Genomic DNA, 14,079 nt, shown 5'->3' on the forward strand with positions numbered 1-14,079 from the left:
TTCTTGCTTGCTGTATTTCTCATATAGTCCTAATTTTTTAGGATTATATACAAAACATATAATATTATCGCTATTAATCCTAAATAGTTAGGATTAATATGCAGAGCACAGCGACAATGCTCATTGCAGCTATCAAGGTGGGATTTATGGCGAAACGGGTTATGCCAACCGATAAACCGAATATACAACAGCCAGTAACATTGGCGTCGTTAAGTCAGTTAGTGCGATATAAACGCACAACTCTGGGCGTATCTATTGCTGACGCAGCCCTCTTATTTGGACTATCCAAGCAGACATATCAGAATATTGAAAAAGGCGCGGGTAATGTGCGGGTAGAGAATTTATTTACCGTGTTGGCGTTATGGGGCATAGAACTACAGGTAAAAGCAACGGAAGACAATAATGACTGGCTCTGATAACCTGCCCAAACTAAAGGTCTATGCCAATTCTAGTCTGGTTGGCGAGCTGACATTCATGTCACCAGGCAAATGCCAGTTTCATTATGCAGCCAACTGGTTAGAGCAAGGCTTTGCCATTTCGCCACATATAAGTTTTCAGCAAACGGTATCATCTGAAACCTTGATCAACTTCCTGAAAAACCTGCTCCCTGAAGGCGATGCTTTAAGTAGTTTGCTGAGTTACGAGCGCTTATCCAAAGATAATGTGCTTGCCATACTTAAAGCCATTGGGGCTGAAACCGCCGGCGCTCTATCGTTTCATAACAGCGAGCCTGCAGATGCCGTCAGCAAACTTCGGCCAATTACGGACGCAGAGCTGGCTGAGCGCCTTAGCAGCCAGGACACGAGTCAACTGGTGTACTGGGACGGTAAGTTCCGGCTATCCGTTGCCGGTGTGCAAAACAAGCTTAATGTGTATGTTGATGAAAACCAGCAACTATCGCTGGCTGATGGCAACTACTCCAGCACGCATATTTTAAAATTCTCTGCTGCCAACTATCGCAGTATCGTCGTGAATGAGTTGTTTTGCATGCGCCTGGCTGCAGCAGTTGGCATTAATGTAGCCGAAGTACAACAAAGGCATTTTGGTGGCCACCATGCTCTGCTGGTTACCCGATTTGACCGCAAACGTACTGAACATGGCGTCAGCAAACACCATATGATTGATGCTTGCCAGGCATTAGATTTGCCTCCTGAGTATAAGTACGAACGCCAGTTTGGCGATGATCGCGACGTCGCCAATATCAGAGATGGCGTAAGTTTGAGTAAGCTCATTTCATTTGCCCGTCTTACTGCTGTGCCATTGCTAACCATCCAAAAAATGCTCGACTGGTTACTGTTTAATCTGATTATTGGCAATAGTGATGCTCACGGTAAAAACATCAGCTTTTTTGTTGGCCGCAACGGCATTAGCCTTAGCCCCTTTTATGATTTAGTTTCCATACTGCATGAAGCACAACAACACCCTCAACTTAACACTGATTTGGCAATGGCAGTTGGCGACAACTTCGATATCAATACCATCACCGCATACGACTTACTGACATTCGCAGACGAGGTTGGCCTCAAACCGGCACTGATTAAGCGCCGTCTGGACTCACTGGCTATACGCTGCCAAAATCTGGCCAATCGGCTGGATTTTAGTACAGACCAACTTACCGCCGAACAGCAAGCTCATATAAAAAACTTAACCCAACTCACTTTGCAACGTTGTGAATACTTTCTACAACAAAGCCGTCAATTTAATACAGTTTTACGAGAGGCTTTTTGACCAGTAATACGCTGGCCCTAAAAACGCGATAGCCATACTGATCATGCAGCTTGTGGTGGTGCAGAGCAGAAATTAGTGCTTACCCCTGCAGATAAACAGCCAAAGTCAGGCCTTTAAATTTATTACTGCTAGTCTCATCCCCAGCATATTCTGCTGCCTAAGCCCCTTTAACTGCTGACAAAGCAACTCCTGATAAGGCTGGAATTCGGCCGCTACCGTTTTAGCTTTGACACCGGCGATAAAGCTTAGCTGCTTATCCGGTAGCATAGCCGGGCTGGCGTGTTGTTGCAGTGTGGCGAAATCTGGCAGCAGCATGGCACTGTAGTCTTCGTTTAAGGCGATGCTTACGCCTTTGGCGTCAAAATCGCCGAAGTAAAATGCCGGTTTATTTAAGCCTGACCATGCCATTTTCAGCGCTTTACAGCCGCTGCTGTACTGGCTGTCACCGCGATAGATAATCAGCGGTTGCTGATACTGTAGTTGCAGCGTAAAAGCGTGCAGTTGGTAAAAACAATCCAGGTTTTCTACCACCAGCAGCGCATCAAATTGCGCCAGTGGCAGTTGCTGCCAGTCGATATCAATAAACTCTGCCGCTGTGCCCAGACCACTATCGACCGGCGTATTTAGTTTTAGTAAAACCCGTTGCTGGCGCGGCTGCAGGCCGATGCTTTTTAGCTCTTGCTGGCTGGATGCAGCATTATCCAGCCTGCTGTTCTGATTAAGTGCATCCAGATAGCAGGCTTGTTGTAGCTGGCGCTGCACACGGGCAATATCGTTCAGCAACGCCAGGTTAAAGCTAAAGTGCGGCAGTTGCAGGCTGTTGCCCGGTACCAGCTCATGCTCGACACACCAGGCCAATACCTGCTGCACGGCTTTAACGCTGGTTTTTACCCGCTCGCTGCCACTGGCATTAAGCCGCTGTTGCAGTTGCTGCAAATAGCGCAGTGTTTGTGCGCTCAGCGGCGGGTAGCTCATCAGGCTGCCTGCAGGCTCAGGCTGATATCGCGAATAAGCAGCAGGCTGTTAACGGCACTGGCTGGCACTTCGTCGCGCTTAATGGCAAACATATGCTTTTCATCCTGCGGCAGCGCCTGATACTCGGCAATAATCTGGTACAGCCAGATTTCGCTGTCCCAGCTTAGCTGCTGCTCTGTCAGATAATCCAGCGCACTTAGCGGCCCGGCTTTATCAATCACCCGCAGGTAGAAGTTTTCCACGTCAGTTTTCAGCGCTTGCTGGCGGGCGGCAATTTCTTCATCTTCCATTACTGCGGCAAAACTGGCGCTTTGCTGATCCGGCAGGTTAATGGCAGCGGTTCTGGGTAACGCCCGCACCAGCTCGGCCAGGATCTGGCGTTCGCTGGCTTTATCCAGCGCAATGGCCGCTTGCGGCTGTATTGCTGCAGCCTGATTAAATAACACGGGAACATCAGAGCGGTTGGGATAATCGGCCGGCTGATACTTCGGGTGCTGGCGTAAAAACGCCGCCATATTGGTGATTAGCATTGAACGCGACTGCTGCTGGCGGAAGCGGGCTAACAGCTCGACCAGGCGTTTTTGTACTTCCAGCAGGCTGCTGTGATGCGAGCTAAGCTGGTTTTGTAGCTGGCTTACCAGCAACTTACGCAGCTGGTTATTACCTTCGGATAACTCAATCAGCTCGTTAAAATCCAGTAACACCAGGCCATCGAGCAAACGGCGTAATTGCTTTTGCGCCCGCTCGTTCTCGCGGATTTTATCATCCAGGCTGGCAACAAAACCAAAATCGCTGTTCAGCCGGTGCCATAAGCTGTCTATTGCTTCTTCAAACTGGCCGCTTAAATCGTGTACATGCTCGGTTAGCCGTTGCAGTTGCAGCTCGGCAACGCTGTAATCGCTTTTGTACTGCGCATCGCGGTAGGCCTGCACCCGGTTGCGGATTTGTTCCAGCTTTTCTGCCACGTCGGCATTAATCTGGCGGCGGTTTTCATCGGCCACCATACTGGCAATCAGCTCGCTGACAAGCGGCCGCAGTGCCAGTGGCTGTTGCTCATCCGGGCGCCACAAAATACGCGCCGCAATCAGCTTTTTCAGCGCGCTTTCGCTAAAGGCGGCTTCATCAATAAAACCGTCCAGATAGCCCTGCATCAACGCTTTGTGGTGCTTGCCCAGCAGCGCCAGCCGTTCGGCGCCGACGTTAAACAGGTTAGAGGCCGCGCCAGTATCCAGCGGCGCCATTACAACATCGCCTGCTGGGTTGGGGTGTCATCTACCGGCAGATGCTCTTCATCGCGGATAAAACGAATAACATCAATTAAATAGTCAATTTTGCCGGTAACAATATAGTACTGCCGGTCGCTGTGTGGTTGCAGCAGGTAGCCGTGCTCTTTTAAGCGGCGGAAAATCAGCTTTACCTGGTTGTCCAGCGCGTCGCTCTGGCTGTTAAAAAAGCGGTCGCTGGCCAGTTGGTTTAAGCGCTGGCGCAGGCTTTGGTTATCCTCGGTGCGCAGCACAAATTCCTGCAGCTTAATGGTATCTCCGGCGGTTAAAGCGCTGTCGCGGCCCAGGGTTTCCTGCACCAGTTGCAGCCATTCCAGCAGCGGCAACAGCGATTGCACAGTTAAGGCAAACTGGCCGCTTAATTGCTCGCGCGCGGCTTTATTCAGCTCGTGATACGCCAGAAAATACACGCTGTTATCGTCATTGCTAACTAAACGACGGTTTAACGGCCGCAGGTAGTGGTTAATATCCTGCTGCGTTTGTTCCTGGCTTAAATGGCGGAATGCATCTTCGTCGCTAACCTGGCAGATAAAATCACCGGCCAGCAGCCGTTCCAGTAAAGGACCATGTTGTAACATCAGCTGGCCTCCTGTTGCCGCTGTGCCAGCCGCTCAGCTAACCGGCTGGTTTTAGGTTGAATACGTTTTAACTGGCGTTTGCTCGGATCTTGCTGGCTGGGTTCAATTAAATAACGGTGTTTAAACAGCATCAGCACGTCAGACTCGGGGTTAGGAAAGGCACCGACAATAATAATGTTGTTGGCGCTACAGGCTGCAAACAGTTTCTCTACGTTGTGGTACGCCAGGGTGCCGATTTCATCTATCGGCCAGTGAATCGCCACTTTGGCCTCACCACGCAATAAGCGGGTAAAGGCCAGCAGGTACTTACATAAAATAAGATAGGCCATACCGTGGCTGGATGACTCCAGCAGTTGGCGGTCATTTTTAATCACCAGCTCGGAGCCGCCTTCGCTCAAATGCAGCTCAAGCCGCAGCAAAGATTCAATAGTGTATTGCTCATCGGCACGCAGCAGCTCTACCACATCGGCCAGCGCATTAAGGTACTGCTCTGAAGGCAGCGCTTTGCCCGAGGCGCCCCAGTCGTCGTACAGTTTGGCAAAGTGTTTCAGTGGCTGCCAAAAGCCCAGCTCGTCAATGGTAGATAAAATACGCACTTCGGATTTACTGATGCCTTCTAGCACCAGATCGTCGGCCACCGCTTCGCTTAAGCGGCGGCTTTGCAGGGCAATGCGGCGGTTAATGTCGCTGAATACGGTAAAGAACTTTTTCAGATCGCCGCCAATGTTTTCGCCCATTTCCAGCAACTGCTGTTGCTGATCTTGTAAGATCCGCAGTAAGTCGGCCAGTATCGGCAATTGCTGGCGTTTACCGGCGTACTCGGGCAGTTTGCGTTTTTCGTGCTCCAGCCGGTCAAGAAACTCGCTGCCGGCATCTTTGCTCAGCGTGGTTTCAAACTGTTCCAGTTGTAATTTTAACTGCTGATCCAGCTTGCTGCGCTGCTCCAGCGCTTCATTGCTGCGGGCTAAGCGCTCCACTAAATCGGCTGAAGCCGTAAGCACAGCCGGTGTCACCTCGGCCAAATGCAACTCGGCCAGTTTTAGCAGCAACGGCTTTAACTGGCTTAGCCAGACATCGGCCTGCTGCATTTTGTCCTGCCACTGGCGTTTTTGTTCATCCAGCCGTTTCTGGCTGGCAGCAAAATCAGCTTTTAACTGGCTAAGCAGCTGGCTTAGTTCACGTTGTTGTTGTTTTAATTCGGTTTCTTTGCTCAGTAATTGCGGCCGCAGCTGCTGCCAGTCCAGTTGCATAAAGCGTTGCCACTGCGTCAGTTCGTCCTGGCGGCTTTCGGTGGCTTTAATATCGGTTTTCAGTTGCTCCTGGCGCTGCTTCAGCTCGACCAGCCGTTTCGGATCTATGCCCTTGGCCGATAACTCTTCGTTAAACGCCTGCTGCAACTCACTAAGCTGTTGTTTATTGTCGTCGCGTTTGCGCTCCAGCTGGCGTTCCAGCTCGTCCAGTTGTTCATCAAATACCTGTAGTTCGGCCTGCCAGTCGGCTTTCAGCTCAATTTTTTGTGTTTGATGATCGGCTTTAAGCGCCTGTAAATCCTGTTGTTGCTGCTGTTGCAGTTTTTCCAGTTGCTGTTGCTGCTCTGCCAGTTCGGCACGCGCACTGGCCTGGCGCTGTTTAATCAGCTCGCGTTGGGCGGCTTCCAGCCGGTTACGGGCATCGCGGGCGTAGTCAATATTCTGCTCAGCCTGGGTATATTGCCACTGCGCCTGCTCCAGTTGAGCCTGCACCAGCTCGGCTTGCTGATGGCTGTCTTTCAGCGTTTTTTCGGCGGCAGCCTTAGCAGCCGTTGTCTGCTCCAGTTGTTGCTCTGCACTGTGTATGCGGTGACGGATGGCGGCTTCATCCTGAGCGTAGTCGGGCGTATCTATTGCCGCCAGCTCCAGTTGCAGGCCATACAAACTGTCGCCCAGTTCTGCCAAATGCGGCTGTAAATCCTGCCGTTCTAATAAACGCTCGTCCAGCACCTTACCCAGCTTTTGCTCCCAACCGCTGTAATGCAGGCGCAGATAATGCCGCAAACTGCCCTGCTCCGGTGTCAGCTGGCGGTGTAGTTGCTGCAGTTGTTGTTCAGCCAGATGCCGCGCTTTACTGGCGTGTTCCAGTTGCTTATCGGCCTGCTCACGCTGTTGCCGGGCTTGCTGATATTGCTGCTGCAGTTGCTGCACCTGCCGCGCCTGCTGCTGGGCCTGCTGCTGGGTTTGCTCCAGCCTAAGCTCGGCACTACGCAATTCATCATGCTCGGCGTCGGTTAACGCTGAATGGCTCAGTTGGCTTTGCAGTACCGCAATGCCATTGCTGCACTGGGTTAATTGCTCGGCAAAGCGCTGTTGTTGTTGCTGTAAACGCTGCGAAAAGGCGTTTTCGAGCGCCGAGAGTTTAGTGTCTTGCTGCTCGCGGGTGCTGTCTTTTTGCTGTTGCAGTTGTTTGGCTTTACCCCGCTGTTGCTCACTTAAGCGGTTAAAAGCCTCAAGCAATTTGGCTTTACGCTGCTCTAACTGACGCTCCATATCGCCATGTTGCTCTACCATCAGTTGGTATTGTTCCAGCAATTCCTGCAGAGTGTCGCGCCACAATGGCAGCGCGTCGGTATCTCGCTGCAGTTTGGCCATATCGCGGCTTTCAAAGCTATCGTACTGCTGTTGCAGCTGATCTAACCGCGCGCTGGTTTCGGTTAAATCTGCTTCAGCTTTGCTCAGTTTACTGTTTTGCTCCATCTGCTGCTGTTCAAACTGCTGCTTTAAATGTTGCAGCTGGCCGCGCAATAGCTGCACCTGTTGCTCGGCATCGGCCTTTTGCAGTTTTTGTTGCTGCTCGTCCTGCTGCAATAACGGCAGTAGTGCTGCCAGCTGGGCTTCAGCACTGTCCAGTTGTAATGCCAGTTGTTTTAAGCGTTCAAAATCCTGTTGTAGTTTGTCCAGCCGCATCGACTGGCGCATTTGCTGGATCCACTCGCGCGCCTTGGTGTTTTTCACCTTGGTAGTAGGCAGAGTTACGCCGTCTTCTTCAAAAATGGCCGCTAACATCGCTTTTAGCGTATCCATTTTGCCTTCTTTGGCATGCACGGCGCTAACCAGCTTTTCAATATGGCGCAGCTTATGGCCACTGCTAACCAAACTAAAGCTGGCCGCTAAGCGGCGCAATTTTACGCTATCGGCGTTGTTGCCACGCAGTGCTGCGGCGTCGTTCTGAATAATGCTGCGGTATTCACTGGTCGCACTGATTTTATGCGATACCTGCACCTCAGCCAGACTGCGCATTGCAGCGGCCCAGTCGTTATAGCTGTGGCCTTTTACGCCCTCTGCAGTGTGCTGCAAATACTGGTCGCTATGGTAAGGCGCATTGATAAAGCGGTAATCAACACCGCCATCATTTTTGCGCGTTAATACCACCTGGCAAATATCGCCGTTCTCGCGCTGATATTCATACACGATATAACTATTAGAAAACGGCAGATAAAATTCATCAAACTTTTTGCGGGTTTTCGGTACCACACGGTTGGGCTGCTCACCAAAAAATACCGGCACCAGGCGTTGTAAGGTGGTTTTACCCGAGGCATTAGTACCGCAGATATTGGTGTGTTCATCCAGTTGCAGTTCCACGACACCAGGCAGGTGGGTGTGAATAAGCACAATACGAAGTAATTGAGACATAGCGCATCCTGTCAGCCGCGCTGTAGTTGTCTGCGTAAATGGCGCGCGGCGGGTATCAAATATTGCCGGTTATTATCCACGGAATGAATGCAAACGCCAGCAAAACGCTAGCTTAGTCGGTTATTACCGGCTTCTTACTCAAGGTACGCCAGCACCATTCTAATGGCCCTTGGTTAAAGTGGCTGAAGTACCAGCGGCAGAACAGCAGTTGCAGCACAATCATGCTTATAGCAATACCCAGCAACGCAGCACGATCGAGGCTGGCGAACCAGTCTGGCCGTATTACACGAAACAGTAATACCATCAGTAGCGTCTGGCTGATATACAGCGTGAAGGCCATCCTGCCACAGGGTGCCAACCATCGTTTTAACCAGCTATTTTCGCGCCAGTTAATAAGCATGCTGGCAAACGACAACGCCATTAGTAACATTGCCACCTGTTCCCACGGCAGCGCAGTGTTCAGATCATAAGCGTAACCGGTAATATGGTCTGTCAAAACAGTGACAGTACTGATAGCAAAGGCAAGCCAGAACAGCATTTTTGTTGTTGCCATGCTGTAGCCTCTGTCAAACCAGGCACTTTTATACAACGAAACACCAAACAGCATTAGCGCTGCAATTAACCAATATAAAGACAATGCAAAGGCTATCAGCATAAACATGGCATAAATCACATTCTGTATTATTTGCTCATGGTAAGGTCCGGCCCAAAACTGCTGCTCAGCGGCTACCATCTCAGCAGTTAAAGGCAGTAAAGGTTCAGCCTGAGCAAACAACAAATAAACGGCATAAAACAGCGGCAAAACCAAACCATAAGCAAAAAACCGCACCGCTTTGCGCCATAAAACGCCACTATCCAGTTGCAGATAACCCCGTTTTAACACCATAAGCCCGGCCAGCGCATACCAGAGTAAAATATCGCCACTCCACAGCAGAATGCCATGCAACAGCCCAAACAACCCCAGCCAATACAGCCGGCGTTGCAGATACGCTGCGCCATACTTATGGAAAATCAAAAACATACCAACACCAAATAATAAATTAAATAGTGTCAGAAAACGGCCGGATATTAACAGGGTCTGTAAGTTGTATAAGCTGGTATCCAGTAAGCTGACACCGGCCTCATGCCAGATCAGGCTATGCGAGTAATCGAAGGGATAAGCGAAGGCAAAAATGTTCATCAGCAATATGCCCAAAACGGCAAAACCACGAATGATGTCAAGCTGAGCCAAGCGCTGCATAAAAACCTGCTGAAACGACAGACATGAAAACAGCTGCTGTTTCGTTTTAATTTAGTGAACAGAAAGTATGTTTAATTTGTGCTGAAAACTCAACAAACAAATTTAAAACAGTTGGTTAAGTTGTTCTTATGCGGGCAACGTCAGGCCGGGTATAACGCACCACTAATGTGCATGAACAAAATGCACAAAATCAGCAAAACGCTCTAATTGCAGCTTAAGCACACAATGTTGAGCAAAACCCTGTTTGCTTCCAGGCTTGCGTTGCGGCCTGAGTTCATTTGCTGTTCAGCCGCTACAAAAATAAAACTATGATCAACAGGGCTGGATAGATGAAACCATATAATACACTTTTGCCGGTGCTCGCATTGTCGTGCCTGGCGGCACCGTCGTACGCCACTGAAACCGAACAAGATTTAGCGGCACAGGTTGCCAAACTCAGCGAACAGGTAGCTGAACTGCAAAAACAAACCGACTCCCCCGCTATTAGTCTCAGCGGCCGCGTACAGCTGGATTACAACTGGTTTAACGGCGCCTATAATGCCAATGAAAACGGCAGCAGCGGCAGTGATTTATTTCCGCGCCGCGTGCGGGCGGCGATAGATTCAGAATTTGAAAACTGGGACCACACCTTACTGCTGGAATTTGCCGAAGGCACCGCCGAAATTATTATGGCGCGGGTGCGCTATTCCGGTTTCGACGATGGCCTCCGCCTGCAATTTGGTAAGTTACGCGAAGATATCTCGCTAAACGCACTGACCAGCAGTAAAAATACCGGCCTGATTGAACGCAGCAGCCTGGCTGATACCTTCTCACCTTACTTCCGCTGGGGCGCATCGGCGTATCAGTATAATAAAGACAACGGCCTACGCTGGGCGTTGGGGGTATATAAAAATGATGCTTTTGGCTCAGACGGCGAAGATGACAGCGGCAAGTTAGCGCTGGCCTACACCGGCCGCTTAACCTGGTCGAAAACCTCTGCCGATCAGGTATGGCACCTGGGTGCCTGGCACTCACAACGCGATATGGCCGGCAATGAGCTGGCAGCACGGGTTGCCCGTGGTGAGCTGCGGGAAACGGCAGTGCGGCTGGTTGATTATGCCGCCGGTGGCGATGTGGTCACGCTGGACAGTTTACGCCAGTCGGGGTTGGAGCTGGCTTACCAGCTGCGTAGCCTGACAGTGGAGGCTGAATACGCCCTGCGCACCCTGAATACCGTCGACAACGCCAGCCTGCTCGATGGCACCGATCACAGCGGTTATTACCTTAACGTCAGCTTTTTTCCCGGTGGCGAGCAGCGGCCCTACAGTGCTGGCTCTGCGGTGTTTGGCCAGCCGAAAGACATCCGCAATGCCTGGGAGCTGGTAGCCCGTGTCAGCCGGCTTAACACCGCCAACGCCGGCCAGGGTACCGATGTTACCACTTACACCCTCGGCGGCGCTTACTACCTTAACCCGAAAGTAAAATTTATGGCCAACCTGATGCACAGCAGTGTTTCCGGCGCAGGCCAGCAGGCGCTTAGCGGCGAAGAAGACAGCGGCACCGGCTTTGCCGCCCGCGTACAGTACTTATTCTAGGAAATCTTACGATGAAGATGATCAGCTTACTGAAAAAAACCGTTCTTGCAGCGGTACTGGCGGGCTTTTGCCACAGCGCACTGGCCGAACTGCACATTATTATTCCCGGCGGCCCCGGTGGCGGTTGGGACACCACAGCGCGCAGTGTAGGTGAAGCGCTGATGAAATCCGGCCTGGAAAGCCGTACTTCATTTCAGAATATGTCTGGCGGCGGTGGTGGCCGCGCTATTGCCTATATGATTGAAATAGGTAACAAGAAAAACGACATTTTGATGGTCAATTCCACCCCGATCGTGATCCGCGCTTTGTCGGGTGCCATTCCGTTCAGCCACCGCGACTTAACCCCGGTAGCTAACCTGATAGCCGACTACGGTGCCTTTGTCGTGCGGAACGACTCGCCCCTGACCAGTTGGCAGCAGGTGATTGAACAGCTGAAAACCAACCCGTCCGGCTTAAAGTTTGCCGGCGGTTCAGCGCGCGGCAGTATGGATCATCTGGTGGCTGCGCAGGCTATTGCCGCAGCCGGTATTCCGGGCCGTAACCTGCGTTATATCCCTTATGACGCCGGCGGCCAGGCGAAAGCCGGTTTGCTGTCGGGCGAAGTAGAGCTGCTGTCTACCGGGTTAAGTGAAGCGCTGGAGCTCGCCAACGGCGGTCAGGCACGTATTCTGGCGATGACGGCAGAGCAACCGATAGCTGATTACCCGGAGATCCCTACGCTGCAGTCGCTGGGTTATGACATGAGCTTTACTAACTGGCGTGGTTTTTTCGCCGCACCCGGCACTGCGCCAGAGCAAATAGCCGCCTACAACGACACACTACAGAAAATGCTGCAAACACCGGAATGGGAAACCGTGCGCGCACGCAACGGCTGGATCAATCTGTATCAGGGGCCGGAAAAGTTTGCCGCCGCACTCGCCGAACAAGAGCAGGAACTTAAGCAGGTCATGCTGGACCTGGGTTTTATCCGTAACTAACCGTCAGAGGCAGCAATGTTAAATCGCGATACGTTAGGCGCACTGATTTTTCTGGCATTTTTTACCGCTTATGCGGTGTTTGCCTGGCAAATTCCGTTGCTGCCATTTGAAGAAATGGACGCCGTTAATTCGGCGTCTATCCCCAAAGTTTATGCCGTGCTGGGGCTGATGTTCAGCCTGCTGGCACTGTTGGCACAAGCTATTAAGCGCCAGCATAGCAGCGGCGATGGTTGGCCACAGATTAACCGCAAAAGCATCGGCCAGACCGCGGTATTACTGCTGTTAATGTGGGTTTATACCGCCTTACTGGAACCTATCGGCTTTTTGCTGGCAACCTCTGTGTTTTTGTCTGCCGGCTTTTTTATTATGGGTGAACGCCGCTGGCGCGTATTGCTGCTGGCTTCGGTGCCGGTTGCGGTGGTGTTCTGGCTGATTGTGACAAAGTTGCTGGGTATCTATCTGGTACCCGGCGAACTGTGGAGTTAACTTATGTTAGATGGCATTTTACTTGGTCTGTCGACCGCGCTGCAGTGGCAGAATCTGCTGTATGTTATTGCCGGTTGCTTTGTCGGCACCTTTATCGGCATGCTGCCCGGCCTTGGGCCCATTACCGCCATTGCGCTGATGATCCCCATTACCTACAGCATTGACCCCAGCTCAGGCATGATCCTGATGGCAGGGGTCTATTACGGCGCTATTTTCGGTGGCTCTACCTCGTCTATTTTAATTAACGCACCCGGCGTAGCTGGCACAGTGGCGTCATCGTTTGACGGCTATCCGCTGGCCAAACAAGGTATGGCCGGTAAAGCACTGGCCATTGCGGCCTGGGCGTCGTTTACCGGCGGTACTATCGGTGCGCTATTGCTGATGCTGGCCGCCCCCACGCTGGCCAAAGTTTCGCTAAGCTTTCAGTCGGCCGACTATGTCGCGCTAATGTGTCTGGGCCTGACCGCGATAGCGGCATTTTCTAACAAAGGCACCTTTTTAAAAGCCATGATGATGACAGTGTTCGGCCTGACATTATCGACCGTAGGCATAGACCCGTCTTCCGGCACCGAGCGCTTTACCTTTGGCAATACCGATTTGCTCGACGGCATCTCGTTTTTGCTGATTGCGATGTCGACCTTTGCACTGGCCGAAGCCCTGAGCAATGTGCTAAAACCGGAAGTAAAACAAAGCGCCGGCGAGCAACCGATGCAAATTGGCTCTATTCGCTTAAGCAAAGCTGAAGTAAAAGAAATCAGCCCGACTATTGGCCGATCGTCGTTGCTGGGCTTTATTATCGGCGTACTGCCGGGTGCCGGTGCCACTATTGCCAGCTTTATGGCCTATGCTGCCGAGCGTAATCTGGCGCCAAAAGCTTTACAGGAAAAATTCGGCAAAGGCTCGTTACGTGGCCTGGCCGCGCCGGAATCTGCCAATAATGCCGCCTGTACCGGCTCTTTTGTACCGCTGCTAACCCTGGGTATTCCGGGCTCCGGCACCACGGCTATTATGCTGGGTGCTCTAATTGCCTACGGTATTCAGCCGGGACCAATGCTGATGCAAGACAACCCCGATGTATTCTGGGCGGTAATTATCAGTATGTATTTGGGTAATATAGTGCTGCTGATTCTTAACCTGCCGCTGATCCCGTATCTGGCGCGGGTACTGATTATGCCCAAAGCTATCCTGACGATGATGATCCTGTTTTTCAGCCTGATTGGCGTTTATCTGGTGTCGTTTAATACCTTTGACCTGTTTATGATGATTGGCTTTGCGCTGGTAGCATTGGTGCTGCGCCTGCTGGCGTTCCCGATGGCGCCGCTGCTGCTGGGGTTTATCCTCGGTGATATGATAGAAAGTAACTTCCGCCGCGCCATGATGACATCAGACGGCTCACTGAGTATCTTCTGGGATAAGCCGCTGACACTGGGTATTATGCTGCTGGCTATAGTGGTACTGGCCATGCCGTTGCTAAGCTTTCTGCGCTTACGTAAGGCGGCAATATAACAGCAAGATAAGGAGAACCGGCTTACTCTAAGCTAACCGTTGCAGCCCCGGACGGGCGAATCGAGCC

11 protein-coding genes are annotated in these 14,079 nt (G+C 51.5%); 6 read left to right on the forward strand and 5 right to left on the reverse strand.

The features are described 5' to 3' along the window. Positions 1–146 precede the first annotated feature (146 nt). Both AR688_RS15930 and AR688_RS15935 read left to right on the forward strand, forming a co-directional pair. On the forward strand, positions 147–416 hold the full coding sequence (locus AR688_RS15930) for a helix-turn-helix domain-containing protein (RefSeq protein ID WP_197412258.1): 270 nt from the start codon (positions 147–149) through the stop codon (positions 414–416). Then, positions 403–1,728 carry a HipA domain-containing protein gene (locus AR688_RS15935; RefSeq protein ID WP_068236232.1) on the forward strand — a complete coding sequence of 442 codons (1,326 nt, stop codon included), beginning with the start codon at positions 403–405 and terminating at the stop codon, positions 1,726–1,728. Before AR688_RS15930 ends, AR688_RS15935 begins: the two co-directional genes overlap by 14 nt. 105 nt (positions 1,729–1,833) lie before the next feature. On the opposite strand, the gene AR688_RS15940 is transcribed toward AR688_RS15935, so the two are convergent. From AR688_RS15940 to AR688_RS15960, 5 genes are all read right to left on the reverse strand, one after another. Beyond that, on the reverse strand, positions 1,834–2,703 hold the full coding sequence (locus AR688_RS15940) for a DUF7281 domain-containing protein (RefSeq protein ID WP_068236236.1): 870 nt from the start codon (positions 2,701–2,703) through the stop codon (positions 1,834–1,836). Then, a complete protein-coding gene (locus AR688_RS15945; RefSeq protein WP_068236239.1) occupies positions 2,703–3,944 on the reverse strand; it encodes a hypothetical protein in 1,242 nt (413 codons plus the stop codon). Before AR688_RS15945 ends, AR688_RS15940 begins: the two co-directional genes overlap by 1 nt. Then, positions 3,944–4,564 (reverse strand): condensin complex protein MksE, encoded by a 621-nt coding sequence (locus AR688_RS15950; protein WP_068236242.1) that lies wholly within the window; start codon positions 4,562–4,564, stop codon positions 3,944–3,946. The genes AR688_RS15945 and AR688_RS15950 overlap by 1 nt, the downstream gene beginning before the upstream one ends. After that, positions 4,564–8,229, reverse strand: coding sequence for an ATP-binding protein (locus AR688_RS15955; protein WP_068236245.1), 3,666 nt, complete (start codon positions 8,227–8,229; stop codon positions 4,564–4,566). The genes AR688_RS15950 and AR688_RS15955 overlap by 1 nt, the downstream gene beginning before the upstream one ends. Before the next feature lie 112 nt (positions 8,230–8,341). After that, positions 8,342–9,469 (reverse strand): DUF418 domain-containing protein, encoded by a 1,128-nt coding sequence (locus tag AR688_RS15960; protein ID WP_068236247.1) that lies wholly within the window; start codon positions 9,467–9,469, stop codon positions 8,342–8,344. Between the two features lie 329 nt (positions 9,470–9,798). Here AR688_RS15960 and AR688_RS15965 point away from each other — a divergent pair, with 329 nt between their 5' ends. The 4 genes from AR688_RS15965 to AR688_RS15980 are packed head-to-tail and all read left to right on the forward strand — an operon-like array spanning position 9,799 to position 14,012. Next, on the forward strand, positions 9,799–11,043 hold the full coding sequence (locus tag AR688_RS15965) for an OprO/OprP family phosphate-selective porin (RefSeq protein WP_068236250.1): 1,245 nt from the start codon (positions 9,799–9,801) through the stop codon (positions 11,041–11,043). An 11-nt stretch (positions 11,044–11,054) separates the two neighbouring features. Continuing rightward, the gene (locus AR688_RS15970; RefSeq protein ID WP_197412259.1) at positions 11,055–12,020 is read left to right on the forward strand and encodes a tripartite tricarboxylate transporter substrate binding protein; all 966 of its coding nucleotides are present in this window, start codon (positions 11,055–11,057) and stop codon (positions 12,018–12,020) included. Between the two features lie 15 nt (positions 12,021–12,035). Then, positions 12,036–12,506, forward strand: a complete 471-nt coding sequence (locus tag AR688_RS15975; RefSeq protein ID WP_068236253.1) for a tripartite tricarboxylate transporter TctB family protein — start codon at positions 12,036–12,038, stop codon at positions 12,504–12,506. A 3-nt stretch (positions 12,507–12,509) separates the two neighbouring features. Further along, on the forward strand, positions 12,510–14,012 hold the full coding sequence (locus AR688_RS15980) for a tripartite tricarboxylate transporter permease (RefSeq protein WP_068236256.1): 1,503 nt from the start codon (positions 12,510–12,512) through the stop codon (positions 14,010–14,012). Positions 14,013–14,079 lie beyond the last annotated feature (67 nt).

Origin of the sequence: Rheinheimera sp. EpRS3 (assembly GCF_001513785.1) — a bacterium.
Lineage (GTDB): Bacteria > Pseudomonadota > Gammaproteobacteria > Enterobacterales > Alteromonadaceae > Alishewanella.

Bases quoted from the DNA above. Each gene is read 5' to 3' on its own strand.
- AR688_RS15930 (WP_197412258.1), top strand. From the start codon at position 147: ATGGCGAAACGGGTTATGCCAACCGATAAACCGAATATACAACAGCCA.
- AR688_RS15935 (WP_068236232.1), top strand. From the start codon at position 403: ATGACTGGCTCTGATAACCTGCCCAAACTAAAGGTCTATGCCAATTCT.
- AR688_RS15940 (WP_068236236.1), bottom strand. From the start codon at position 2,703: ATGAGCTACCCGCCGCTGAGCGCACAAACACTGCGCTATTTGCAGCAA.
- AR688_RS15945 (WP_068236239.1), bottom strand. From the start codon at position 3,944: ATGGCGCCGCTGGATACTGGCGCGGCCTCTAACCTGTTTAACGTCGGC.
- AR688_RS15950 (WP_068236242.1), bottom strand. From the start codon at position 4,564: ATGTTACAACATGGTCCTTTACTGGAACGGCTGCTGGCCGGTGATTTT.
- AR688_RS15955 (WP_068236245.1), bottom strand. From the start codon at position 8,229: ATGTCTCAATTACTTCGTATTGTGCTTATTCACACCCACCTGCCTGGT.
- AR688_RS15960 (WP_068236247.1), bottom strand. From the start codon at position 9,469: ATGCAGCGCTTGGCTCAGCTTGACATCATTCGTGGTTTTGCCGTTTTG.
- AR688_RS15965 (WP_068236250.1), top strand. From the start codon at position 9,799: ATGAAACCATATAATACACTTTTGCCGGTGCTCGCATTGTCGTGCCTG.
- AR688_RS15970 (WP_197412259.1), top strand. From the start codon at position 11,055: ATGAAGATGATCAGCTTACTGAAAAAAACCGTTCTTGCAGCGGTACTG.
- AR688_RS15975 (WP_068236253.1), top strand. From the start codon at position 12,036: ATGTTAAATCGCGATACGTTAGGCGCACTGATTTTTCTGGCATTTTTT.
- AR688_RS15980 (WP_068236256.1), top strand. From the start codon at position 12,510: ATGTTAGATGGCATTTTACTTGGTCTGTCGACCGCGCTGCAGTGGCAG.